Annotated in this window: 21 protein-coding genes; 12 read left to right on the forward strand and 9 right to left on the reverse strand. The window is 66.9% G+C overall.

What is annotated here, in order from left to right:
• The first annotated feature begins 31 nt into the window (after positions 1-31).
• Positions 32-778 carry a GntR family transcriptional regulator gene (locus tag LDO29_RS15885; RefSeq protein WP_224080746.1) on the forward strand — a complete coding sequence of 249 codons (747 nt, stop codon included), beginning with the start codon at positions 32-34 and terminating at the stop codon, positions 776-778.
• Between the two features lie 53 nt (positions 779-831).
• Here the strand turns inward: LDO29_RS15885 and LDO29_RS15890 are convergent, their stop codons facing one another.
• From LDO29_RS15890 to LDO29_RS15910, 5 genes are all read right to left on the reverse strand, one after another.
• A complete protein-coding gene (locus LDO29_RS15890; protein WP_224080747.1) occupies positions 832-1,575 on the reverse strand; it encodes an aspartate/glutamate racemase family protein in 744 nt (247 codons plus the stop codon).
• A 5-nt stretch (positions 1,576-1,580) separates the two neighbouring features.
• Positions 1,581-2,975, reverse strand: coding sequence for an amidase (locus LDO29_RS15895; protein WP_224080748.1), 1,395 nt, complete (start codon positions 2,973-2,975; stop codon positions 1,581-1,583).
• Between the two features lie 57 nt (positions 2,976-3,032).
• Positions 3,033-4,469 (reverse strand): dihydropyrimidinase, encoded by a 1,437-nt coding sequence (hydA, locus tag LDO29_RS15900; RefSeq protein ID WP_224080749.1) that lies wholly within the window; start codon positions 4,467-4,469, stop codon positions 3,033-3,035.
• A 34-nt stretch (positions 4,470-4,503) separates the two neighbouring features.
• Entirely contained in the window at positions 4,504-5,832 is a 1,329-nt protein-coding gene (locus LDO29_RS15905) for an MFS transporter (protein WP_224080750.1), read from the reverse strand.
• Positions 5,833-6,037: 205 nt separating this feature from the next.
• Positions 6,038-6,955 (reverse strand): LysR family transcriptional regulator, encoded by a 918-nt coding sequence (locus tag LDO29_RS15910; RefSeq protein ID WP_224080751.1) that lies wholly within the window; start codon positions 6,953-6,955, stop codon positions 6,038-6,040.
• A gap of 110 nt (positions 6,956-7,065) precedes the next feature.
• On the opposite strand from LDO29_RS15910, the gene LDO29_RS15915 reads away from it, so the two are divergent.
• Together LDO29_RS15915 and LDO29_RS15920 are read left to right on the forward strand one after the other, a co-directional pair.
• Positions 7,066-7,959: a sterol desaturase family protein gene (locus LDO29_RS15915; protein WP_224080752.1), complete on the forward strand. Its 894-nt coding sequence runs from the start codon at positions 7,066-7,068 to the stop codon at positions 7,957-7,959.
• Positions 7,960-8,028: 69 nt separating this feature from the next.
• Positions 8,029-9,477, forward strand: a complete 1,449-nt coding sequence (locus tag LDO29_RS15920; protein WP_224080753.1) for a coniferyl aldehyde dehydrogenase — start codon at positions 8,029-8,031, stop codon at positions 9,475-9,477.
• A gap of 103 nt (positions 9,478-9,580) precedes the next feature.
• Here the strand turns inward: LDO29_RS15920 and purM are convergent, their stop codons facing one another.
• Complete coding sequence (purM, locus tag LDO29_RS15925; RefSeq protein WP_224080754.1) at positions 9,581-10,633, reverse strand: phosphoribosylformylglycinamidine cyclo-ligase; 1,053 nt, start codon at positions 10,631-10,633, stop codon at positions 9,581-9,583.
• 175 nt (positions 10,634-10,808) lie between these two features.
• Here purM and LDO29_RS15930 point away from each other — a divergent pair, with 175 nt between their 5' ends.
• The 9 genes from LDO29_RS15930 (at position 10,809) to LDO29_RS15970 (ending at position 18,459) form a co-directional block, all read left to right on the forward strand.
• Positions 10,809-11,879, forward strand: a complete 1,071-nt coding sequence (locus tag LDO29_RS15930) for an AI-2E family transporter (RefSeq protein ID WP_224080755.1) — start codon at positions 10,809-10,811, stop codon at positions 11,877-11,879.
• A 101-nt stretch (positions 11,880-11,980) separates the two neighbouring features.
• Positions 11,981-12,688, forward strand: coding sequence for a DnaA regulatory inactivator Hda (gene hda, locus LDO29_RS15935; RefSeq protein ID WP_224080756.1), 708 nt, complete (start codon positions 11,981-11,983; stop codon positions 12,686-12,688).
• 79 nt (positions 12,689-12,767) lie between these two features.
• Entirely contained in the window at positions 12,768-13,442 is a 675-nt protein-coding gene (locus LDO29_RS15940) for a histidinol-phosphatase (protein WP_224080757.1), read from the forward strand.
• Position 13,443: 1 nt separating this feature from the next.
• The gene (pcnB, locus tag LDO29_RS15945; protein WP_224080758.1) at positions 13,444-14,952 is read left to right on the forward strand and encodes a polynucleotide adenylyltransferase PcnB; all 1,509 of its coding nucleotides are present in this window, start codon (positions 13,444-13,446) and stop codon (positions 14,950-14,952) included.
• Positions 14,949-15,476, forward strand: coding sequence for a 2-amino-4-hydroxy-6-hydroxymethyldihydropteridine diphosphokinase (gene folK, locus LDO29_RS15950; protein WP_224080759.1), 528 nt, complete (start codon positions 14,949-14,951; stop codon positions 15,474-15,476). Before pcnB ends, folK begins: the two co-directional genes overlap by 4 nt.
• A 34-nt stretch (positions 15,477-15,510) precedes the next feature.
• Positions 15,511-16,155 (forward strand): deoxynucleoside kinase, encoded by a 645-nt coding sequence (locus LDO29_RS15955; RefSeq protein WP_224080760.1) that lies wholly within the window; start codon positions 15,511-15,513, stop codon positions 16,153-16,155.
• A gap of 97 nt (positions 16,156-16,252) precedes the next feature.
• Entirely contained in the window at positions 16,253-17,074 is an 822-nt protein-coding gene (gene panB / locus LDO29_RS15960) for a 3-methyl-2-oxobutanoate hydroxymethyltransferase (protein WP_224080761.1), read from the forward strand.
• Between the two features lie 3 nt (positions 17,075-17,077).
• A complete protein-coding gene (locus LDO29_RS15965) occupies positions 17,078-17,776 on the forward strand; it encodes an ABC transporter permease (RefSeq protein WP_224080762.1) in 699 nt (232 codons plus the stop codon).
• Entirely contained in the window at positions 17,773-18,459 is a 687-nt protein-coding gene (locus LDO29_RS15970; protein WP_224080763.1) for an energy-coupling factor ABC transporter ATP-binding protein, read from the forward strand. The genes LDO29_RS15965 and LDO29_RS15970 overlap by 4 nt, the downstream gene beginning before the upstream one ends.
• A 21-nt stretch (positions 18,460-18,480) precedes the next feature.
• Here the strand turns inward: LDO29_RS15970 and LDO29_RS15975 are convergent, their stop codons facing one another.
• The 3 genes from LDO29_RS15975 to dnaK all read right to left on the reverse strand — a co-directional run bounded on the left by LDO29_RS15975 (position 18,481) and on the right by dnaK (position 23,758).
• The gene (locus LDO29_RS15975) at positions 18,481-20,229 is read right to left on the reverse strand and encodes a chorismate-binding protein (protein WP_224080895.1); all 1,749 of its coding nucleotides are present in this window, start codon (positions 20,227-20,229) and stop codon (positions 18,481-18,483) included.
• A 268-nt stretch (positions 20,230-20,497) separates the two neighbouring features.
• Positions 20,498-21,643, reverse strand: a complete 1,146-nt coding sequence (gene dnaJ / locus LDO29_RS15980; RefSeq protein WP_224080764.1) for a molecular chaperone DnaJ — start codon at positions 21,641-21,643, stop codon at positions 20,498-20,500.
• A 168-nt stretch (positions 21,644-21,811) separates the two neighbouring features.
• On the reverse strand, positions 21,812-23,758 hold the full coding sequence (gene dnaK / locus LDO29_RS15985; protein ID WP_224080765.1) for a molecular chaperone DnaK: 1,947 nt from the start codon (positions 23,756-23,758) through the stop codon (positions 21,812-21,814).
• Positions 23,759-23,787: the final 29 nt, after the last annotated feature.

Below are 23,787 nucleotides of genomic sequence, written 5' to 3' on the forward strand. Positions count from 1 at the left end.
GTCTTTTTCCTGGCCACCAGCGCCGACCGCCATGTCAAGAACCAAAACCGAGCCGCCTGCCTTGCCGACGGCAGACAGTGCCAGAGAAACCGAAGCGGACAATGCGCGCGGTGCGTCGGTGGAGGAAATTGCCGACCGCATCCTGACCGCGATCTGGGAACACCGGCTGCCGCCGGGCACCAAGCTGGTCGAGGAAAAACTCGGCGGCGTATTCGGCGTCAGCCGCACCAAGGTGCGGCTGGCCTTCGGCAAGCTCGCCCATGAAGGCGTGCTGACGGTGCACCCGAACCGCGGTACGTTCGTCTCCAGCCCGAGCGTGGCCGAAGCGCGCCAGGTGCTGCATTCGCGCCGCCTGCTGGAACCCGCGCTGGTGCGGGACCTGGCCGGCACGGTCGGCGCACAGGGGTTGAAGACGCTGCGCGCGACCACGCGCGCGGAAGCGCAGGCACGCGAGAGCGACGACCGGCGCGCCATCATCCGGCTTTCCGGCGAGTTCCATTGCCGCCTGGCGGAGCTGACCGGCAACCAGTACCTTGGCAAGTACATGCGCGAGCTGTGCTCGCTGACCTGCCTGATCATCGCGCTCTACGATGCGCCGGGCGTGCCGTCGTGCCCGCACCATGAACACGACGATATCGTCGACGCGCTTGAGGCCGGCGACGGCGATCGGGCCGCGCGGTTAATGGCCGAACACCTCGACCATGTCGAAAGCACCCTGCGGCTTGAATTGCCGGCCGAAGAAAAGGTGGATCTGGAAGCGGTGTTCGCCGCCGTCTAAGGCGTCTGTGCCTTGCATCAGCCCCGCGCATGCGGGATGACGGCGGCCCGGTTTCAGCGGTGTTCGATGCGCGCCGCCAGCGCCTGCGCCAGACCGATGGTCGGCTTGGCATCCGGGCGGCGGAACGTACCCGCAGTGGCCTTGCGCGGTTGCAGCGCGACCAGTGCTTCGGCCTGCTTGACCGCGGCGGCCATCTGGTCGACCACCGGCACCGGAATGCGATCACGCACGCGCGCCGCCAGCCCGGCGAGCGGCGCGCCGGCCAGGATCACCACATCGGCCTCGTCTTCCGCCACCGCGCGGTTGGCCAGCTCGACCAGCACCGCTTCCTTTTCTTCCTGCACATCTGACACCGAGGCAAAGCTGCCGTCGAGCATGCGGATACCGGCCAGGCGGCCGTGCAGGCCGTGCATGTCCACGCATTCCTCGTACCACGGCCCGAGTGCGCGCGCGAACGTGACAATGGCAAAGCGCCGCCCCAACATGCAGGCCGAGAGCATCGCCGCCTCGGCCATGCCTACCACGGGCAGGTCGAACAGCTCGCGTGCGCCCATCAGCCCGGGGTCGCCAAAGGCGGCAATGATCGCGGCGTCGAAACCGGCCTGGTGTTCAGCCAGCATTTCCAGCGCGATCGCACCGCCGATCTGCGCCTCGGCGCGCGTGGCGATATAGGGCACCCCGCGGCTGGCGGTCAGCGGCACAAGCTCGGTACCTGGCGCGGCAACAGGCGTGGCCGCCGCCATCAGCCGCGCGGTGATGCCTTCGCTGGTGTTGGGGTTGAGGACGAGGATTCGCATATCGGTCATCCGTTGGCGCCGGCACGCGGCGCCAGCAAGCGCTCGGCGAGCCGGGCCGCAGCCAGCACGGTGCGGTCGGCACCGCGCGGGCCGGCGATCTGCAGGCCCACCGGCAAGCCATCGCGGCCACTGCCGCATGGCACCGAAATGGCCGGTGCCAGCGCATGGTTGAAGAACGGGGTGAACACTGCGTGGGCGCGCGGCTCGACCGCCACGCCGCCGATCCGTTCCGGCCCGAGCCGGTCATTGCGCCAGGCCACGCAAGGCGTGGTCGGGCACAGCAGCAAGTCGTAGCGGGTAAAGAACCCCGCCACGGTCAATGCGATCTGGCGGCTCGCCTCGCGCGCACGCGCCACATCGGCCCCCGTCCACGCCAGCCCGCGCTCGATCTGGCGCGCGATATCCGGATCGAACACGTCCGGATCGCGCTGCCAGGCCGCGCCGTACAGACCGGCCAGGCCCACATGCTGCAGCGGCATCAGCGCGGCCTCGTCGACGCCCGCGGGCCATGCGGGATCGGCAAGCTCGATGCTCAGGCCAGCCGCCTGCAACCCGGCCACCGCCTGGGAAAAGGCTTCGGCCACGTCATCGTCGACCGGCGTATCCAGTCCCAGGCGCGGGCTCAGCGCGATACGCAGCGTGTGCAGCGGGCGCTCGTGCGCAAGGCGGAAACCGAGCGTGTCCGGATCCCGCGCATCGGCGCCAGCCAGCGCCTCGAACATCAGTGCGGCATCGGCGGCGGTGCGCGTGATCGGCGCGATCACCTGGATGCCGTTGAAGGCGTGGGCAAAGCCGATCGAGTCGGGGATCGCGCCGTAGGACGGCTTGAAGCCGACCACACCGGCATGCGCGGGCGGGCGCCTGCTGGAACCGCCGCCGTCTGTGCCCAGCGCCAGCGGCGCCATGCCGGCCGCCACCGCGACCGCGCAGCCGCCCGACGAGCCGCCGGCGGTCAGCGTGGCATCGAGCGGGTGGCGCGTCAGGCCGTAGACCTTGTTGGTGGTCAGGCCCTTGCACGCGAACTCGGAGGTATTGCCCATGCCGAGCACGATCGCACCAGCGCGGCGCAGGCGCTCGACCGCGATCGCATCGGCCGGGGCGATGAAGTCGCGGTACAGCTGCGAGCCCTGCGTGACGCGGCGGCCCTGGCTCCAGATCACATCCTTGACGATCACCGGAACGCCGGCCAGCAGCGGACGCTCGCCCTGCGCCAGCCGTGCGCGCAGTTGCGACAGGTCGGCGTCAACGAGATCCTGGCGTTGCTCGAAGACGGCGTTGAGCTGGTCGTTGCGCGCCGAGATACGGGCCTGGAAAGCGGCGACCACCTCGGCGGGGTCGAGGCGTCCGGCGGCAACGCGGCCGGCAATGGTGGCGGCATCCAGGCTATTGGTCAGTTCCATATTGGCAGTGTCGGTCAAGGTATCGAAATCGCAAGGCTGAAGAGCAAGGCTGTGCCATCACAGGCAGCTACCCGAAGTGCGGTAGCGCGGCCGTGCCATCTCGGGCAGCGCGCACGGCAGGAACTGGCCGTGGCCCGGCTCGGCATGCAGCTCGCCCTCATGCGCCACGACCTTGCCGCGCACCAGCGTGGTCACCGGCCAGCCTGTCACGCGCAGCCCTTCGTACGGGGTGTAGTCGACGGCATGGTGCAGGTCCTGATTGCGGATCACCACTTCGCGCTGCGGATCCCACAGCACCAGGTCGGCATCGGCGCCGATGGCAATGGTGCCCTTGCGCGGGTGCAGGCCGTAGAGCTTGGCGGGATTGGTCGAGGTCAGCGCGACGAACTGGTTGACCGAGATCCGGCCACCGTTGACACCCGCCGAAAACAGCAGCGGCAACCGCGTCTCCAGCCCCGGGATGCCGTTCGGGATGTATTGGAACGGCACTTCCTTGCCGCCAGGCTTCTTGCCTTGCGGATCGTCGTAGCGGAACGGCGCATGGTCGGACGAGAAAATCGTGAACAGGCCGTCAGCCAGTCCGTCCCAGATCACCTCCTGGTTGCTGCGGTCGCGCGGCGGGGGGCTGCACACGCACTTGGCGCCGTGGTAGCCGGGCTGGTCAAGGTCCCCGGCGGTCAGGAACAGGTACTGCGGGCAGGTCTCGGCGAAGATCTTCATGCCTCGGTTGCGCGCCCAGCGGATCTGCTCGACCGCTTCCTTGCCGGACACGTGCACGATCAGGATCGGCACATCGACCAGCTCGGAGAACGTGATCGCGCGGTGCGTGGCCTCGCGCTCGATCGCCATCGGCCGCGCCAGCGCGTGGAAGCGCGGCGCGGTGTTGCCGGCGGCCTCGAGCTTCTCGGTCAGCCACGCGATGCAGTCAGAGTTCTCGGCATGCACCATCACCAGCGCGCCTTCCTGGCGCGCTACCGACAGCACGTCCAGGATCTCGCGGTCGTCGAGCTTGAGGTCGTCGTAGGTCATGTAGATCTTGAACGACGAATAGCCCTCGCGGATCAGGCCCGGCAGTTCGTCCTGCAGCACCGCCCGGGTGGGGTCGGCGACGATCAGGTGGAAGGCATAGTCGACCACCGCCTTGCCGTCGGCGCGCCGGTGGTAGTCGTCCACCGCCGCGCGCAGCGAATGACCCTTCTCCTGCGCCGCGAACGGGATCACGGTGGTGGTGCCGCCGCACGCCGCCGAGACCGAGCCGGTGCGGAAGTCGTCGGCCATGCTCAGGCCGTCCGGCATGGGCTGGTCCAGGTGGCAGTGCGCATCGACACCGCCCGGCAGCACCAGCTTGCCGCTGGCGTCGATGACCCGCGCGGCCTCGCCCAGGTCATGGCCGAGCTGCACGATGCGGCCGCCGGCGATGCCGATGTCGCAGTGCATGGTGTCGCTGGCGGTCACCACGGTGCCGTTGCGGATGATCAGGTCGAACTGTTTCACGGTACAACTCACAAAGAAGTTCGGGCTGCCGCTTTCAACGGTCCGCGTCGGACAGGTTCATGCGCGCGGTTTCACGGGCGGCCGCCGCGGCCACCGCGATCAGCGCGCACACCACCGCCAGGTAGATCGCCACCGGCGCGGTGCTGCCGAAGCGGTCGAGCAGGCCCACTGCGATCAGCGGCGCCAGCGCGCCGCCGAACACGCCGGCGAACTGGAAGCCGAGCGAGGCGCCAGTCACGCGCACCCGGGTCGCGAACAGCTCGGGCAGGAACGACGCCAGCGGCGAGAACATGAACGACACCAGCACCATGCCGACGAACGACGCCAGCATGATCAGCGCCGGGCTGCCGGTCTTGATCATGGCGAAGAAGGCGAAGGCCCACACCGCGCCACCGATGCCGCCGATCATCAGCACCGGGCGGCGCCCGATACGGTCGGCCAGCGCGCCTGCGACCGGGATGAACAGGATCTGCGCTACCGCGCCCAGCAGCACCGCGTTGAGCGCAATGCTCTTGGGCAGGCCCAGCTTGGTCGGCACGAAATACAGCAGGAACAGCGTGAACACGTAGAATGCGATATCGCCGCCCAGCCGCGCGCCGAACGCGATCAGCAGCTGCTTCTTGTAGTTGCGCAGCACTTCCATGATGGGTGCGCGCGCCTCGGCATGCGATTCCTCGAGCTTCTCGAACACGCTGGACTCCCGCACGTTGGCGCGGATATAGAGCCCGACGCCGACGAGCAGCGCCGACAGCAGGAACGGCACGCGCCAGCCCCAGCTCAGGAAGGCGTCTTCCGACACCTGCCAGGTCACCAGCGCAAACACGCCGTTGGCCAGCAGCAGGCCGATCGGCGCAGCCAGTTGCACCAGGCTGCCGAGGATGCCGCGGCGCTTACCCTCGGGGTCGAGTTCGTTGACCATGATCGCCGCCCCGCCCCACTCGCCGCCCAGCGCCAGGCCTTGTATCACACGCAGCAGCACCAGCAGCAGCGGTGCCAGCCCGCCGGCCGCGGCATACGTCGGCAGCAGGCCGATGCCGAAGGTCGCCAGGCCCATCATCAGCAGCGTGATGATCAGGATCGACTTGCGGCCCATCTTGTCGCCGAAGTGGCCGAAGATCGCCGCGCCCAGCGGCCGTGCGACGAATGCCACGCCATAGCTGGCGAAGGACAGCAGCGTTGCCGTCAGCGGATCGCTCTGCGGGAAAAACAGCTTGGGGAAGACCAGCGCGGCGGCCGATCCGTAGATGAAGTGGTCGTAGAACTCGAGCGTGGTGCCGGCCAGGCTGGCACCGGCGACGCGCGCGACGGATTGCTTCTGTGGCGCCGCCGCTTTCGCTGCGGCGTCGATGCTGACTGCTTGCATGGTGGATCCTCCAATGGTCCTGGCCTGCCTGCTGCATGCGGCCTTGCAGCCGCGCGCCGGGGCGTTGTCTCCAGACACGGCATACATGTGCCGCGCCTTTGCTCAGTACATTAGACTAATAACCGCCATACAATCAATATAAATATTGTTTGTCAGAAATGATGCCTATGCATGCTGGTTTTTGGTGCAATGCACTAAACCGGGGTCATGGCAGCACGTTGTCGCTGACTTCTTGCGCTACCCGCTCGATGCAGCCGATTGCCCTCACGGCCATGGGCGAAGGCGTTCGGTTGCGCAGGCTCACGATGCCCATGCCGGCCTGCAAGACAGGCAGGCCTTCCACATTCAGCGGTACCAGCTCGCCGGATGCCACTTCCGCGCGGACGGCCGCATCGGTCGCGCCAAGCACCATGTCCGTGGACAACGTAACCGCGCGAAGCACGGCGAAGTCGTCACATTCCAGCGCCAGCACGGCCATCTCTCCAGCCGGCAAGCCGAGTGCCCGGACAAACGCTTCCATGACCGCACGCGGCACCTTGGTGCTCGCCACACCGTACTGCCACGCCTCGCGGATCGAGCATGCCTTGCCAGCCAGCGGATGGCCTGCGCGGGCGAAGAACCGCCCGGACTGGGCCGGCAGCGGCCGGACGTCCAGCGCAGCGTCCTCCGGCAGGTCGCGCACGTCGGCGACGAAGAACTCGATGTCCTCCGCGCGCAGGCGGTCAAGCAACAACACCCAGTTGCTTTCCTCGACGCGCAAGGCAACCTGCGGGTGCTGGCGCCGCAATTCCGACAGCACGCGCGGCATCAGCGTCGCGGCCGGGAACGGGCCGACGCCGAAGGCCGTGTCGCCTAGCTGGGTGTCCAGATAGAGATCGACATCGCGCTGCATGCAGCGCGCCTCGAACAACAGCCGCCTGGCACGTTCGAGCACGAATTCGCCGGCCGGAGTCGTCCGGATATCGCCGATATCGCGCTCGAACAACCGCACGCCGAGATCGTTCTCCACAGCCTGGATGCTGCGGCTGAACGCGGGTTGACTGAGGTGCACCTGCTCGGCCGCGCGAGCGAAGTGCAGGGTGTCGGCGAGTGCGACCACATGGCTGAGCCGGCGAAGGTCCATGGCAACCTCATTGCGTATGACACATTGTAATGATGTTGATTATGCATTGGACGCAATGACCGCACCAACCTAGAGTGGTTCGCACTACAAGCATTACCGGAGACACCCACATGAACCTGCAGCTTCAGAACCTGCTGATCGGCAGCATCATCGCCGGCTTTGCCGTCATGGAGTTCGCCACGCGGCGCTACCAGCAAAGCGTGCGCGCCGACGCCAACGACACCAAGCTCGAAGTGCTGATGTTCGTCAGCCTGATCGCCGTGACGCAGCCGCTCGCGCTGCTCGGCGCCAACTGGCTGTGTAGCTGGCTCATTCCCGACATGCGCGGCGCGTGGTCCCATCTGTCGTGGTGGGCCATGACGGCGATCCTGCTGGTTGCCGACGACATGACGCAATACTGGTGGCACCGCGCGTCCCACACGCCGTGGCTGTGGCCGCTACATCGCGCGCATCACTCGGCGTCGTACATGAGCATCCGCATCACGTACCGGAACAACTTCTTCTACTACCTGATGATGCCGGGGCTGTGGAGTGCGGGCGTGCTGCTGTACCTCGGCTTCGGCAAGGTCTACGGCGTGTATATCGTGGTCAAGATGCTGGTGATCCTGGGCGCGCACTGCGCGTGGCGCTGGGACGAGCCGCTGTACCGCATCCGTGCACTGCGCCCGCTGATGTGGGTGGTCGAACGGACCATCTCCACGCCGGCCACGCACTGGGCCCACCATGCGCTGACCAACGCCGACGGCATTGGCCACTACAAGGGCAACTTCGGCAACCTGCTGTTCTTCTGGGATGTGCTGTTCGGCACGGCCCACATCACCCGCAAGTACCCGGCAAAGGTCGGGCTCGAGGACGACCGCCGCTTCGGCGCTGAACACTGGGCCGCGCAGATGTTCTACCCGCTGCGCCAGTCGCAGCGGCAGCATACGGCGCTGCGCTTCGGCGGGCAGGCCTACGGCGACCCGGACGCCGCCGCCGACGCCACGGCTGCCGGCAGCCAATGACACATGCGGCGGCGGAACACCGCCGCCGGGACGTCCCGCTTTCTCCCATACGAATCAACAGGAGGCCCCGTGGGTGCCATCGACCTGCTTGCCGATCATGCGGTAATGCCAGAGGAATTCCAGACCTGCTTCGCGCGCCAGCGGCACGCATACCTCTCCGATCCCGCGCCAGGGTACGCGCAGCGCATCGCCGACCTGAAGACGCTGTCGCGCATGCTCACGGAGAACCGCGCGCAGATCGTCGAAGCGATCGGGCGCGACTACGGCAGCCGCTCCGAATTCGAAACCCTGTTCGCTGAGTTCTTTGTCGCGCTCGAATCGATCCGCGACGCCCGCAGGCAGCTCCGCAAATGGATGAAGCCGCAACGGCGCCACATCGACGTGCTGATGTACCCGGGCGCGCGCAACCGCGTCATCCCGCAGCCGCTGGGCGTGGTCGGGGTCATCGTGCCATGGAATTTTCCGCTCAACCTGGCGTTCTGCCCGCTTGCCGCGATCTTCGCGGCGGGCAACCGCGCGATGGTCAAGATGTCGGAGAACTCGCGCCACCTCGCGCAGCTGCTGGCGCGCCTCAGTCCGCAGTACTTCCCCGAAGACAAGCTGAAGTTCTTCGAGGATGGCGGCGGGCGCGGACCGGCCTTCTCCTCCCTGCCCTTCGACCACCTGCTGTTCACCGGCTCGGGCACGACGGGCCGCGCGGTCATGGCCAACGCGGCGCGCAACCTCACGCCGGTGACACTGGAGCTGGGCGGCAAGGCGCCGGCCATCGTGGCACCGGACTTTCCTATCGGGACTGCCGCCGAGCGCATCCTGTGGGTCAAGATGTTCAATGCAGGGCAGATCTGCACCAATGTCGACTATGTCTTCGTGCCCGAAGGTTCGGTGGACGCGTTCGTCGCGCATGCGAAGCGGCTGATCGCCGACCGTTTCCCCGACCTGAACAGCGACGACTACACCGCCATCATCGACCAGCGCGCCTATGACCGGTTGCGCGCGACGCTGGAAGATGCCAGTGCAAAAGGCGCCACGATCATCGAGCTTGCCGCGGGGCAAGCTCCTGACGCCGCAAAGCGCAAGTTCGCGCCATGCCTTGTGCTCAATCCCGGCGAAGACATGCTGGTGTCGCAACGCGAGATCTTTGGGCCGATCCTGCCCGTCCGTACCTATCGCGACAGGCAGGAAGTGGCGGACTACATCAACGCGCATGACCGTCCGCTCGCGATCTACCCGTTCACGCATGACAAGGCGCTGCAGCAGTACTACATCACGCACGTGATGTCCGGCGGCGTATCGGTGAATGATGCGCTGCTGCACGTGGCACAGCATGACCTGCCGTTTGGCGGCGTCGGGCCGAGCGGCATGGGGCACTATCACGGACGGGAGGGATTCAACACCTTTTCCAAGCTGCGGCCGGTGTTCTACCAGGGGCCGGTGTCGCTGGTGCAGAAGTTGTTCCAGCCTCCCTATCGGGGAAAGGCCGTGCGGATGATGGAGATTTTGATCCGGCTGAAGGGGTAGACGCCCTGGCCGCCCAGTTCCAAAAGCAAAGGGCACGTGCAGCGCACGTGCCCTTTGCCGTTCGACCGTTGCCGGCGCATGGCCGGCACAAGCGATTCCGACTTCAGACCACCACGGTCTGCGCCTGGCCTTCCGCGCGCTCGCGGATTTCACCGATCTGCCACACGGCCTCACCAGCCGCCTGCAGGTGACGGATCGCACGTTCGGCATCTTCCTTCGCCACGATCACCACCATGCCGATACCGCAGTTGAACACGCGGTGCATTTCGTCGTCCGCCACGCGGCCCTGCGCCTGCAGCCACTGGAACAGCGGCGGCAGCGTCCAGGCGCTGCGCTGGAGCACCGCCGTGGTGTTCTGCGGCAGCACGCGCGGCACATTTTCGGTCAGGCCGCCGCCGGTGATGTGGGCCATGCCCTTGACCGGAAGGGTTTCGATCAGCGACAGCAGCGGCTTCACGTAGATGCGCGTCGGCGCCATGATGGCGTCCTGCAGGCGCTGGCCGTGGAAGTCGGCATTCAGGTCCGGCTTGGCCACGTCAATAATCTTGCGCACCAGCGAATAGCCATTGGAGTGCGCACCCGACGAGGCCAGGCCCAGCACCACATCGCCCGGGCCAATGGTGGTGCCGTCGATGATCTTGCGCTTTTCCACCGCGCCGACCGCAAAGCCGGCCAGGTCGTATTCGCCGTCCGGGTACATGCTCGGCATTTCGGCGGTTTCGCCGCCGATCAGCGCGCAGCCGGCCAGTTCGCAGCCGCGGGCGATGCCCTGGATCACGGTGGCGGCGGTGTCCACGTCCAGCTTGCCGCAGGCGAAGTAGTCCAGGAAGAACAGCGGCTCGGCGCCCTGCACCAGGATGTCGTTCACGCTCATGGCCACCAGGTCCTGGCCCACGGTGTCGTGGCGGTTCAGCTGGAAGGCGAGCTTGAGCTTGGTGCCCACGCCGTCGGTGCCCGACACCAGCACGGGCTCCTGGTACTTCTTCGACAGCTCGAACAGCGCGCCGAAGCCGCCGATGCCAGCCATCACGCCTTCGCGCATGGTCCGCTTGGCAAACGGCTTGATGCGGTCGACCAGGGCATCGCCGGCATCGATGTCAACACCGGCATCGCGGTAGGAAAGGCCTGCCTGGCCAGCGGTCGGGGAAGCGCTCATGGGAACCTGCTTGTGTCAGAGGAGATAAAGTGGTGAATTCGTCGCTCATGCACCCCGGCAACGGCTGGGGGCGGGCGCGAGTCCAGTAGAATCGCGATTTTAACGGATACAGGCGCCCGGCTTCCAGTTTCGCCAGTTCGGCCAATTCGGCCAGTTCCACCCTATGCGCCCATCGATGAACGCCCCCCTGCTGAACCAAGAGACCAAGCGCGTCCTGCTCTGGATCGCAGTCGCTGCGGGCCTGTTCGCCGCCATCATTGCGCTGGCGCCGATCCTGACGCCTTTCCTGCTGGCGTTCATCTTTGCCTACATCCTGACCCCCGGCGTCGACTGGATGGCGCGCCGCCGCGTACCGCGCGCGATCGCTGTCGCGCTGATGATCCTGCTGCTGGCCGTGATCTGCGTGGTCCTGGTGCTGCTGCTGATCGCCGTGCTGCAGCGGGAAATCCCGCAGGTCCGCGAGCAGCTCCCGATGCTGCTGAAAAAGCTCAACGCCGTGGTGGCGCCCCGCCTCGCCGACTTCGGCGTACGCGTACGCTTCGATTTCCCCGGCCTGCGCAGCATGTTGTCGGACCGGTTCTCGGCCAGCCCGGAAGACCTGCTGGTGGTCCTGCTGAACTACGCCAAGGTCTCCGGCTCGGCCTTGATCGAGGTGGCTGGCCTGCTGTTCATCGTCCCCATCGTCATGTTCTACCTGATGATGGACTGGCACATGGTAATGCGGCGCATCGAAGGCGTCGTGCCGCGCCGCTGGGTGCCCAAGGTACGCGAACTCACCAGCGAAACCGACGCGCTGCTGTCGCAATACCTGCGCGGCCAGATCCTGGTGATGGTGATCCTGGCCTCGATCTATTCGATCGGCCTGACCGTTGCCGGCTTCGACATCGGCGTACCCGTGGGCGTGTTCACGGGGCTGGCAGTGTTCATCCCGTATATCGGCTTCGGCGTCGGCCTGGTGCTGGCCATCCTGGCCGCGCTGCTGCAGTTCGGCGACTGGTACGGGCTCGCGGCGGTGGCAGTCGTGTACGGCTTCGGCCAGTTCGTCGAGAGCTTCTACCTGACGCCGAGGCTCGTCGGCGAGCGCATCGGGCTGCATCCGCTAGCGGTCATCTTCGCGCTGCTCGCGTTCGGCCAGTTGTTCGGCTTCTTCGGCGTGCTGCTGGCACTGCCGACCTCCGCAGTGCTGCTGGTCGGGGCCCGGCAGCTGCGCCGCGTGTACCTGGCCAGCGACCTCTATCGGAAGTAATGGAAATAACGGAAACAACGGGAAAAATGACGGACAATAGTCGGCTTGAGCCGATTCCCTACGCACCGCGCGAGCTGTCCCCCGCAAGTTAGCCATACGTCATGTCCCCGCGTCCCAAGCAACTTTCGCTCGAGCTTGGCAGCCCCCCGCCTTCGACCTTCGACAATTTCGTCGTGGCGTCGAACCGCGAAGCGGTGCAACGCCTGCGCGACCTGCCCGGCGCGGTCGCGCAGGAGCGCGCCATTGACCGGCTGGTCTACCTGTGGGGCGAAGTGGGCTGCGGCCGCACGCACCTGCTGCATGCCGTGTGCGAGGCCACGCCCCAGACCGGCATCAACTGCCGTTACCTGAGCCCGCACCACCCGCTGTCGGATTTCCTGTTCGACCCGTCCTGCCAGCTCTATACGGTGGATGACGTTGAACTGCTCGACGAAGCGCGCCAGATCGCGGTGTTTTCGCTGTACAACGAAGTCCGCGCGCACGTGCGCACTGCCCTGGTCGTGGCCGGCGGCATGGCGCCGCGCGCCATGCCTGTGCGTGAAGACCTGCGCACCCGCCTCGGTTGGGGCCTGGTCTACCAGGTCCAGCCGCTGTCGGACGAGGACAAGATGTCCGCAGTGCTGCAGGCGGCACGCGAGCGCGGACTGCAACTCTCCCCGGAGATCACGCACTGGCTGGTGACGCGCCACTACCGCGACATGCCCAGCCTGATGGCGCTGCTCGATGCGCTCGACACGTATTCGCTGGAGCGCAAGCGCCCGGTGACCCTGCCCCTGCTTCGCGAAATGTTCGCGGAGTTCCGGGAATAACCGCCAGCATGCCCCCATGGCCGGCGCCAGCGCGGTCGCGCACCGACCGGCCCACCTCATTAAGGTAAAATCGCGCCCCATGAATCTGGCACTCTTTGATCTCGACCACACCCTGATCCCGACTGACAGCGACCACGAATGGGGCCGTTTCCTGGTGCGCCAGGGCGTTGTCGACGAGGAATCCTATCGCCGCAAGAATGACGAGTTCTACGGCCACTACAAGGCGGGCACCCTGGATATCCAGGAATTCCTGCGCTTCGCGCTGGCGCCGCTGGCCGCCAACCCGCGCGACCGCCTGGAAGCCCTGCGCCAGCGCTTCATGCACGAAGTGATCGACCCGGTCATCACGCCGCAGGCGCGTGCGCTGGTCTACAAGCACATTGAAGCCGGCGACCTGTGCGCCGTGGTGACCGCGACCAATAGCTTCGTCACGGCGCCGATCGTGGCGGCATTCGGCATCAAGCACCTGATCGCCACCGAGCCGGCCACCGTGGACGGCAAGCCTGGCAGCCAGTTCACCGGAGAAGTCCACGGCGTGCCCAGCTTCCGCGAAGGCAAGATCACCCGTGTCGACGCCTGGCTGAAGAGCCAGGGCACGCACTGGGACGACTTCGGCACGACCGTCTTCTACAGCGATTCGGCCAACGACCTGCCGCTGCTCGAAAAAGCCAGCGAGCCAATCGCCACCAACCCGGACGATCGCCTGCGCCAGCATGCCGCCGCAGCGGGCTGGCGCATCATGGATCTGTTCTGACGTGATCAAGAAGCTCATCAACCGGCTGCTGGGCAAGCCCGGCCCCAAGCAGCGCCGTATCGGCCGCGCCCACACGCCGCGCATCGTCACCGTGGAAGAGCACCGCATTGACCCGGCCCTGCTGTCGCGCAATGCCGTGAAAGTCACTTCCACGCTGCAGCAGGCAGGCTACCAGGCCTTCGTCGTCGGCGGCGCGGTGCGCGACCTGCTGCTGGGCATCAAGCCCAAGGATTTCGACGTCGCCACCAACGCCACGCCAGAGCAGGTGCAGGCGCTGTTCCGGCGTTCGCGCATCATCGGGCGGCGCTTCCAGATCGTCCACGTGACGTTCTATGGCGGGCGCGAGCAGGAGATCATCGAGGTCTCCACGTTCCGCGCACTGGTCGATGCCGTGGCCAGCGAAACCCTGCCCGAAGGCCGCCGCCTCAAGCGCTCGGAGCTCGACAGCAAGACCCATGCGATCGACGCCTCGGGCCGCGTGCTGCGCGACAACGTGTGGGGCACGCAGGCGGAAGACGCGGAACGCCGCGACTTCACCATCAACGCGATGTACTACGACCCGGCCGCGCAGACCGTGCATGACTACCATCACGGCATGGAAGACATCCGCGCGCGCACGCTGCGCATGATCGGCGACCCGACCCTGCGCTACCGCGAAGACCCGGTGCGCATGCTGCGTGTGGTGCGGTTCGCGGCCAAGACCGGTTTCACCATCGACGAGGCCACGCGCGAGCCGATCGCGGGACTGGCCTCGCTGATCCACAACGTGCCGAGCGCGCGCCTGTTCGACGAGATGCTCAAGCTGCTGATGTCCGGCCACGCCTGGGCATCGCTGCAGGAACTGCGCAAGGCCGGCCTGCACAAGGGCCTGCTGCCGCTGCTCGACGTGGCGCTGGAACAGCCCATGGGCCAGCGCTTCGTGCAGCTGGCGCTGGACAACACTGACCGCCGCGTGCAGGCGGGCAAGCCGGTTTCGCCGGGCTTCCTGTTCGCTGCGCTGCTGTGGCACCACGTGCTGCAGCACTGGAACGCCGAGCGCGAGCGCGGCGAGCACGCGATCGCGGCGCTCAACACCGCGATGGACGCCGTGCTCGAAAAGCAGACCGGCCAGCTCGCGATCCAGCGCCGCTTCGTCACCGACATGCGCGACATCTGGGGCATGCAGCCGCGCTTCGAGAAGCGCGTCGGCCGCATGCCGTTCCGCCTGCTGGAGTCGCCGCGCTTCCGGGCCGGCTTCGACTTCCTGCACCTGCGCTGCCAGTCCGGCGAAATGCCCGAGGAACTGGCCCGCTGGTGGCAGGACTTCCAGGACGCGGACCCGGGCGAGCGCGAGGGACTGATCGACAACGTGCGCAACGCGCGCGGCCCGGCGGCCGAAGGCGAAGGCCCGGCACGCAAGAAGCGCCGCCGGCGCGGTCCGCGGAAATCGGATAAAGTGTCCTCCCGGAGCGACACGGACGCGGGGCAGGAAGCACATGCCGGCCGCGGCCAGTCGGAGGAACATCAATGACACTCGCCTTCATCGGCATCGGCGCCAACCTGGGCGATGCCCGCCAGGCGCTGAAAGACGCCATCGTGTGCCTGGCCCAGCAGGTCGGCATCACGGTGCTGGCACGGTCCGCGCTGTACCGGACCGCGCCCGTCGATGCCGGTGGCGACGACTACTACAACGCGGTGGTCAAGGTGCAGACCTCGTTCACCGCCGCGCAGCTCCTGCGCATCTGCCACCACATCGAAGACCAGTTCGGCCGCGAGCGCCCGTTCCGCAACGCCCCGCGCACGCTGGACCTCGACCTGCTGGTGTTCGGTGACGAACAGCACAACGACGAACACCTGACGGTGCCGCATCCGCGTGTCACCGTACGTGCCTTCACGCTGGTGCCGCTGCTCGAGCTGGCCCCCGACCTGGTGATCCCCGGTGCCGGCCGCGCCGCCGACTTCCTGGCTGGCGTGGGCGACCAGCGCATCGAGAAGGTCTCCACCTGCAAGTGCCTGCGCGCGCAGGCATCGGGCGACGCCGGCACCCCCGGCTGAACCGCGGAGCCACCAGAACCGCGCCGGCAACGATATGCTCGATCACCTGCGCCGCATCGTAGTGGAAGGCCCGGTCGGATCCGGCAAGACCGCGCTGGCGCAGCGCCTCGCGCACACGCTGCATGCGGGAGCGCTGGCTGACGGCGCGCGCGCCAACCCCTTCCTGGAACGTTTCTACCGCGATCCGGCTCGCTATGCGCTGCCGATGCAGCTTGCCTGCCTGAACAAGCGCGCCGACCAGCTCCAGCAATGGCAGAACGCCCTGCTTGGCGGGCAGCGCATGGTGACCAATTTCCTGTTCGCCAGAGACCGCCTGTATGCATCCCTGACCCTGCCCGAGGACGAGCTGGCCCTCTATGACGCGATTGCTGCACGGCTGCAGCTGCCGCCGCAGCGCACGGATCTCGTGATCATGCTGCAGGCCACCCCGTCGCTGCTGCGCGAGCGCATCGCCCGCCGCGGCGAGCCCGGCGAAGCCGCCGGCATCGACGAGCAATACCTGCAGCGGCTGACCGACGCCTACGGCGAACTGTTCCATCGCTACGACGAAGCCCCGGTACTGATCGTGGATACCGCCCACTTCAATCCGGTGGACAACGATGGGGATTTCCGTACACTACTGACGCGCATCGAGAACATGCGCGGCCGCAGGGCCTTTCTCAACCTGGCTGCGCCCTGACCGCCGCCGGGCCGTTGCCCGGGGGCGGCATACAACCATAACGACAGCCGCGCCGGCCACCGCAACGCCGCGCGCCCTCTCCTGACCCGCCACTGCCATGAGCTACCTCCTCGATCCCTCCCGCAAGACCGTCACCATCACCCGGCTGCAGGCCATGCGCGACGCCGGTGAAAAGATCGCCATGCTGACCGCCTACGACTCCAGCTTCGCGGCGCTGCTTGACTACTGCGGCGTTGAGATGATCCTGGTCGGCGATTCGCTGGGGAACGTGATGCAGGGCCAGCAGACCACGCTGCCGGTCACGCTGGAACAAATGGCTTACCACACGGAATGCGTGGCGCGCGGCAACCAGACCGCCCTGCTGGTGACCGACCTGCCGTTTGGTACCTACCCGACGCCCGAGACGGCCTTTGCCAGTGCCGTGACCCTGATGAAGGCCGGCGCCCAGATGGTCAAGCTCGAAGGCGGCGACTGGCTCGCGCCCATCGTCAAGTTCCTGGTCGAGCGCAGCATCCCGGTGTGCGCCCATATCGGCCTGACGCCGCAGTCGGTGCATGCGCTGGGCGGTTTCAAGGTGCAGGGCAAGACCGATGAAGGCGCGGCCCAGCTCAAGCGCGATGCGCTGGCGCTGCAAGCGGCCGGCGCCCAGGTCGTGCTGATGGAAGCCGTACCGGCTGCATTGGCCGGCGCCATCACGCAACTGCTCAAGGTGCCGACCATCGGGATCGGCGCAGGTGCCAATTGCACCGGCCAGGTACTCGTGCTGCAGGACATGATCAACGTCTACCCGGGACGCAAGGCCAAGTTCGTGCGCAACTTCATGGACGGCCAGACTTCGATCGAAGGTGCGATCCGCGCCTACGTGGCCGCCGTGAAGGACGGCAGCTTCCCCGCCGCAGAGCACACCTTCTCCGCCTGACCGGTGGAGATCGGCGCCGCCACCCTGGCCGCGTTCCGCCTGCTCGCCAGCGGCGACGCGGCGCTCTGGTTCATTGTCTGGACCTCCCTGATGGTAGCGGTGCTGGGACTGGCCATCGCCGCGGCCCCGGCGGTGGGCGCGGCGTGGCTGATCGCCACGCACGAGTTCCCGGGCCGCCGCGCGGTGGTGGTGCTGGCGCAGGCCTTCCTCTCGTTCCCGACCGTGCTGGTCGGGCTCGTCCTCTACCTGCTGCTGACGCGGCAGGGCCCGCTCGGCAGCCTGGCGCTGCTGTTCACGCCCGCCGGCATGGTACTGGGACAGGCGGTGATCGGCTTTCCTGTTGTCCTGGCGTTTTCGCTGTCCACGCTGCAGGGTGCCGACCCGCGCCTGCGGGAAACCGCGCGCGTGCTCGGCGCGGGCCGCTGGCGCACCTTCTTCACGGTCATCCGGGAATTGCGCTTCGGGCTGATGGCGGCCATCGTGGCAGGCTTCGGCCGCGTGATTGCCGAGGTGGGCTCGGCGCTGATGATCGGCGGGAATATCGAAGGATCGACGCGCACCATCACCACGGCCATCGCGCTGGAAACCAGCAAGGGCGAGTTCGCGCAGGGCATTGCGCTGGGCATCGTACTGGTGGCGCTGGCGCTGATGGTCAATGTGGGTCTGGCCTGGCTGCAGGGCGCCGGAGGATTCCGCCGATGACCGCACCCGCCACGCCACTGCTGACGGTGCGCGGCCTGTCGCGCAGCTTCGGGCCGCGCCGCCTGTTCGACGTCGGCGAGCTGGTCTTCCCGCGCGCCACGGCCATCGTGCTGACGGGAAAGAACGGCGCGGGCAAGACCACGCTGCTGCGTATGGTGGCCGGGCTGGAGCCCGCACCAGGCGCCACGGTGCACTGGACGGGCCACGATGCGGCTCCGCACAGCGCCCCCCTGGACCCGCTGCCCCGCGAACTGCGCGAGCGCATTGCCTACCTGCACCAGCACCCCTACCTGTTCCGGACATCGGTGCGCGAGAACATCGCCTACGGCCTGCGCGCACGCGGCCTGCCGCGTCACGAGATCGCACGCCGGGTGGACGAGGCACTGGCCTGGGCCGGCATCGCGCACCTGCAGGACACCGCGCCCGAGCGCCTGTCCGGCGGCGAAGTCCAGCGCGTGGCGCTGGCGCGCGCCAAGATACTGGAGCCCGAACTGATGCTGCTGGACGAGCCCACCTCCAGCCTGGACGGCCAGGCGCGCGAACAGGTTATTGCGCTGGTGCGCGAACTGGCGGATGAAGGCCGCACGGTGGTGATGATCTGCCACGACCGTGAGCTGATCAATCTGCCCGGTGTGGTGCGGTGGAAGCTGGGGGATGGGGTTTTGGATACGCAGCACCGGTAGCGGCATGCCCGTTGTTCTTGCCTAGCGCAATGTAGCCCGCATCACCCCGCGCAGCGAGTTCACTGCCATGATCGTCTCCGCGCGCATCAGCATCGCCCGAGTCACGATTCCCTCGCGAACCGGGCCGCCGAGCAGTGCATCCCCCTCCTCCAGCACCACCGCCCGCATCACGCCAGGCAGGATGTCGGCGGCCAGCGGCGGGGTCAGCCATTCGCCATCGACCTTGACGAAGACCGAGCTGCGGCCACCTTCCAGCAATTCGCCGCGAGTGTTGAAGAACAGGCGATCGAAGCAGCCTTCGCGTTCCGCGGCCTGCCAGCCGGCGTCATAAATCGCGCGCACGCTGGTCTTGTGCCGGCGCAGCGGATCGACGTCGGGCAGCGGGTCGGCAGCGATGTCGAGCATGATCGTTGCGTCCGGCAGCGGCTGCAGCGCCCCGCTGGCGAACGCGAGCCTGCCGGACTTGTCGAGACTCATCCGCAAGCGCCAGTTGCCAGCACCGAGACGCGCAGCCTCCGCTTCCGCGGCGGCCGTGGCTCCGGTCCGGTCGAAGGCAAACCCGAACGTGGCAGCTGAAGCGGCCAGCCGAGTCAGGTGGCGGTCTAGCCGAAGGCAATGGCCGTCCTCGGCGTGCATGGTCTCGAAGAGCGTAAAGCCCGGATCATGGCGCGTCAGGAAGCGCGACTTCCAGCCGCACTCGGCAAACTCGTCGGCCGCCACGCTGTCATGCACGATGCCGCCACCCACGCCCATCTCTCCGGTACGCAGTCCGTCCGCTGCGCGGGGCGACAGTGCCAGCGTGCGGATAGCCACCGACATGGCAAAGCGGCACAGGCCGCCATCACCGGGTTCCGGCGCGTCCAGCCAGCCGATCGCGCCCGTATAGAGCCCGCGCGGCGCAGATTCGAGCTCGGCGATGATCTGCATGGTGCGCCGCTTGGGCGCGCCGGTAATCGAGCCGCACGGGAACAGTGCGCCGAACAGTTCGCCAAAGCGCGTGTCCAGCCGGGCGGTCGCCGTGACGGTCGAGGTCATCTGCAGCACGGCGCCGAACGGCTGCACAACGAAGCGGTCCGGCACTGCCACGCTGCCCGGCTGCGCGATGCGGCCCAGGTCATTGCGCAGCAGGTCCACGATCATCACGTTTTCCGCGCGATTCTTGGCATCGGCGGCCAGCGCGGCGGCGGCGCGCGCGTCCGTTGCCAGATCGCCGGAAAGCGGTGCGGTGCCTTTCATCGGACGCGTGAGCAAGCGGCCATCACCGTCGTGCTGCACGAACAACTCGGGCGACAGTGACAGCACCCAGGCATCGCCCGGCAGGCAGGCCAGCACGCCGTACGGCACGGGCTGGGCAGCGCGCAGCGACGCATAGAGCGCGCGCGGGTCGCCAAAGGCCGAGAACGCGAGCCGCTGCGTGAAATTGACCTGATAGGTGTCGCCGGCCTCGATCCATGCGTGGATGCGGGCGATGGCGGTATCGAAGGCTTCGCGCGGGGTGTCGGCGGCGATATCCATCAGCCCGGCGGGCGCCTGCCCATCGGTAGCCGGCAGCCAGACGCCCACGGCGTCGCGGTCGAGCCGCTGCATCTCGCGGAACCACAGCAGGTGCACGGCGCCGTCATGGAATGGCAGCCTGCTATCCGTATGCACAGGTGCGCCAACCAATGCGCCGCCGAATTCATAGGGCGCAAACAGCGTTGCATGCCAGCCGTGGCGCCAGCCTTCGGCAAGTAGTGCGTCCATCTGTGCGACGTCGCTGCCGGCCGGCATCACGTCTTCACGGACGAGGCTGGTGTACAGACGCGAGGTCACTTCGCCGGGCAGCGCAGTGGCATCGTCCAGCAGCACGAACGGTTCGGGATTGGGGCAGGGGAGCGGGAAAGGCACGGCGGGAAGGCGGGAAGGCGGGAAAGCGGGAAAGCGGGAAAGCGGGAAAGCGGGAAAGACACAGCGCCTGCATTATGCGCTGCCGGCCCGCGGTGCGGGCACAAAAGCAAACCGGCCACGCGCTTGCGTGGCCGGTCTTGCGGGGGGAGGCTTAGCTGAAGAAGCTCTTCACCTTGTCCAGCCAGGACTGCTCCTGCGGACTGTGGCGCGAGCCGCCTTCGTGCACCGAACGGTCGAACTGGCGCAGCAGTTCCTTCTGCGCCTCGGTCAGCTTCACCGGCGTCTCCACGTTCACATGCACGTAGAGGTCACCCGGATAACCGGAGCGCACGCCCTTGATACCCTTGCTGCGCAGGCGGAAGGTCTTGCCGGACTGCGTCGCCTCGGGCACCGGGAAGGTGGCCTTGCCGTTCAGCGTCGGCACTTCCAGGTCGCCGCCCAGCGCCGCGGTGGCGAACGAGATCGGCATCTGGCAGTGCAGGTCGTCGCCGTCGCGCTCGAACACCGGGTGCGGCTTGATATGGACTTCCACATACAGGTCGCCCGGCGGACCGCCGTTGATACCAGGCTCGCCGTTGCCGGACGAGCGGATGCGCATGCCTTCGTCGATGCCCGCCGGGATCTTCACTTCCAGCGTCTTCTGCGACTTCAGCTTGCCCTGGCCGTGGCACTTGGTGCACGGCTTCGGGATGTACTTGCCGCTGCCGTGGCACTTCGGGCAGGTCTGCTGCATCGTAAAGAAGCCCTGCGACACGCGCACCTGGCCGGCGCCGTGGCAGGTCGGACAGGTTTCCACGCTCGAGCCGGGCTCCGCGCCCTTGCCGTGGCAATGATCGCAGTCGTCCCAGTGCGGCACGCGGATCTGTGCCTCGTGGCCGTGCGCGGCCTGCTCCAGCGTGATTTCCATGCTGTAGCGCAGATCCGCGCCGCGGTAGGCCTGCGGGCCGCCGCCACCGCGGCGTCCGCCGCCCTGCTGGCCGAAGATGTCACCGAAGATATCGCCGAAGGCCTCGGCAAACCCGCCGTAGCCGCCTGCGCCGCCAAAGCCGCCTGCCATGTTCGGATCAACGCCGGCATGGCCATACTGGTCGTAGGCTGCCTTCTTCTCCGGGTCGGAAAGCATCTCGTAGGCCTCCTTGGCCTCCTTGAATTTCTCCTCGGCTTCCTTGGCTTCCTTGCCTTCCGGATTGCGGTCCGGGTGGTACTTCATCGCGAGCTTGCGATAAGCCTTCTTGATCTCGTCGTCGCTCGCGTTCTTGCCTACCCCGAGCACTTCGTAGTAGTCACGTTTTGCCATGGTGGCTCATTACCCTGTGGCCCGGAACCGCCAGGAAACGGTTCGGGGCGAATAGCAAAAAAGCCGAGCGAGGCATCCGACGGCGGTCTCCCGCTGGGTCCGATGTCCGTCGCCCGGCGTCGGGACGGGGGCGGCGCCGGCGCATGCCCGCGCCGCCGCCCTTCCCGATTACTTCTTGTCGTTGACTTCCTTGAACTCGGCGTCGACCACGTTGTCGTCCTGCGGCTGGGCCTGCTGGGCACCGGCACCCGCGCCGGCTGCACCGGCCGCGCCCTGCTCGCCGGCCTTCGCCTGCATGTCGGCGTAGACCTTCTCGCCCAGCTTCTGGCTGACTTCCGACAGCGCGTTGACCTTGGCGTCGATCTCGGCCTTGTCGCCACCGCGTGCGGCGTCTTCCAGTTCCTTGATCGCAGCTTCGATCTTTTCCTTCTCGCCGCCTTCCAGCTTGTCGCCGTACTCCGTCAGCGCCTTGCGGGTCGAGTGGACCAGCGCGTCGGCCTGGTTGCGGGCGTCAGCCAGCTCGCGGGCCTTGCGGTCTTCCTCGGCGTTCGCCTCGGCGTCCTTCACCATGCGCTGGATCTCGTCTTCCGACAAGCCCGAATTCGCCTTGATGGTGATGCGGTTTTCCTTGCCGGTCGCCTTGTCCTTGGCGCCCACGTGCAGGATGCCGTTCGCATCGATGTCGAACGACACCTCGATCTGCGGCGTGCCGCGCGGCGACGGCGGGATGCCTTCGAGGTTGAACTCGCCCAGCAGCTTGTTGCCGCTGGCCATTTCACGCTCGCCCTGGAACACCTTGATGGTCACGGCCGGCTGGTTGTCGTCGGCGGTCGAGAACACCTGCGCATGCTTGGTCGGGATGGTGGTGTTCTTGGTGATCATCTTGGTCATCACGCCGCCCAGGGTCTCGATCCCCAGCGACAACGGCGTCACGTCCAGCAGCAGCACGTCCTTGCGGTCGCCCGACAGCACCGAGCCCTGGATCGCGGCACCGACGGCCACGGCTTCATCCGGGTTCACGTCCTTGCGCGCTTCCTTGCCGAAGAACTCCTTGACCTGTTCCTGCACCTTGGGCATGCGGGTCATGCCGCCGACCAGGATCACGTCGTCGATGTCGCTGACCTTGACGCCCGCATCCTTGATGGCGGTGCGGCACGGCTCGATGGTGCGCGTGATCAGGTCTTCGACCAGCGCTTCCAGCTTGGCGCGGGTGATCTTCAGGTTCAAGTGCTTCGGACCCGACGCATCGGCCGTGATGTACGGCAGGTTGATCTCGGTCTGCTGCGAGCTCGACAGTTCGATCTTGGCCTTTTCAGCGGCTTCCTTCAGGCGTTGCAGCGCCAGCACGTCCTTCGACAGGTCGACGCCCTGTTCCTTCTTGAACTCGCCGATGATGTAGTCGATGATGCGCTGGTCGAAGTCTTCGCCGCCCAGGAAGGTGTCGCCGTTGGTCGACAGCACTTCGAACTGCTTCTCACCGTCCACGTCCGCGATCTCGATGATCGAGATGTCGAAGGTACCGCCGCCGAGGTCATACACGGCAATCTTGCGGTCGCCCTTCTCGTTCTTGTCCATGCCGAAGGCCAGCGCGGCCGCGGTCGGCTCGTTGATGATGCGCTTGACGTCCAGGCCCGCGATGCGGCCGGCGTCCTTGGTAGCCTGGCGCTGCGAGTCATTGAAGTACGCAGGCACCGTGATCACGGCCTCGGTCACCGGCTCGCCCAGGTAGTCCTCGGCGGTCTTCTTCATCTTGCGCAGCACTTCGGCAGAAACCTGCGGCGGGGCCAGCTTCTGGTCGCGCACGCCTACCCATGCGTCGCCGTTGTCGGCCTTGACGATGGAGTACGGCATCAGGCCGATGTCCTTCTGGACTTCCTTCTCTTCGAATTTGCGGCCGATCAGGCGCTTTACGGCATACAGCGTGTTGCGCGGATTGGTCACAGCCTGGCGCTTGGCAGGGGCACCGACCAGGATCTCGCCGTCTTCCATGTAGGCGATGATCGAAGGGGTGGTACGCGTACCTTCCGAATTTTCGATGACCTTGGGCGTGTTGCCTTCCAGGATCGACACGCAGCTATTGGTGGTACCGAGGTCGATACCGATGATCTTACCCATTTATTCTCTCCTATTGAGCCATCGCCATC

This window comes from Cupriavidus laharis, from assembly GCF_914271435.1.
Taxonomy (GTDB): Bacteria; Pseudomonadota; Gammaproteobacteria; order Burkholderiales; family Burkholderiaceae; genus Cupriavidus; species Cupriavidus laharis.

Coding starts and splice junctions, on each gene's coding strand:
- LDO29_RS15885 (WP_224080746.1), top strand. CDS start 32: ATGTCAAGAACCAAAACCGAGCCGCCTGCCTTGCCGACGGCAGACAGT.
- LDO29_RS15890 (WP_224080747.1), bottom strand. CDS start 1,575: ATGCGAATCCTCGTCCTCAACCCCAACACCAGCGAAGGCATCACCGCG.
- LDO29_RS15895 (WP_224080748.1), bottom strand. CDS start 2,975: ATGGAACTGACCAATAGCCTGGATGCCGCCACCATTGCCGGCCGCGTT.
- LDO29_RS15905 (WP_224080750.1), bottom strand. CDS start 5,832: ATGCAAGCAGTCAGCATCGACGCCGCAGCGAAAGCGGCGGCGCCACAG.
- LDO29_RS15910 (WP_224080751.1), bottom strand. CDS start 6,955: ATGGACCTTCGCCGGCTCAGCCATGTGGTCGCACTCGCCGACACCCTG.
- LDO29_RS15915 (WP_224080752.1), top strand. CDS start 7,066: ATGAACCTGCAGCTTCAGAACCTGCTGATCGGCAGCATCATCGCCGGC.
- purM (WP_224080754.1), bottom strand. CDS start 10,633: ATGAGCGCTTCCCCGACCGCTGGCCAGGCAGGCCTTTCCTACCGCGAT.
- LDO29_RS15930 (WP_224080755.1), top strand. CDS start 10,809: ATGAACGCCCCCCTGCTGAACCAAGAGACCAAGCGCGTCCTGCTCTGG.
- hda (WP_224080756.1), top strand. CDS start 11,981: ATGTCCCCGCGTCCCAAGCAACTTTCGCTCGAGCTTGGCAGCCCCCCG.
- LDO29_RS15940 (WP_224080757.1), top strand. CDS start 12,768: ATGAATCTGGCACTCTTTGATCTCGACCACACCCTGATCCCGACTGAC.
- folK (WP_224080759.1), top strand. CDS start 14,949: ATGACACTCGCCTTCATCGGCATCGGCGCCAACCTGGGCGATGCCCGC.
- LDO29_RS15955 (WP_224080760.1), top strand. CDS start 15,511: ATGCTCGATCACCTGCGCCGCATCGTAGTGGAAGGCCCGGTCGGATCC.
- panB (WP_224080761.1), top strand. CDS start 16,253: ATGAGCTACCTCCTCGATCCCTCCCGCAAGACCGTCACCATCACCCGG.
- LDO29_RS15970 (WP_224080763.1), top strand. CDS start 17,773: ATGACCGCACCCGCCACGCCACTGCTGACGGTGCGCGGCCTGTCGCGC.
- LDO29_RS15975 (WP_224080895.1), bottom strand. CDS start 20,229: ATGCCGGCCGGCAGCGACGTCGCACAGATGGACGCACTACTTGCCGAA.
- dnaJ (WP_224080764.1), bottom strand. CDS start 21,643: ATGGCAAAACGTGACTACTACGAAGTGCTCGGGGTAGGCAAGAACGCG.
- dnaK (WP_224080765.1), bottom strand. CDS start 23,758: ATGGGTAAGATCATCGGTATCGACCTCGGTACCACCAATAGCTGCGTG.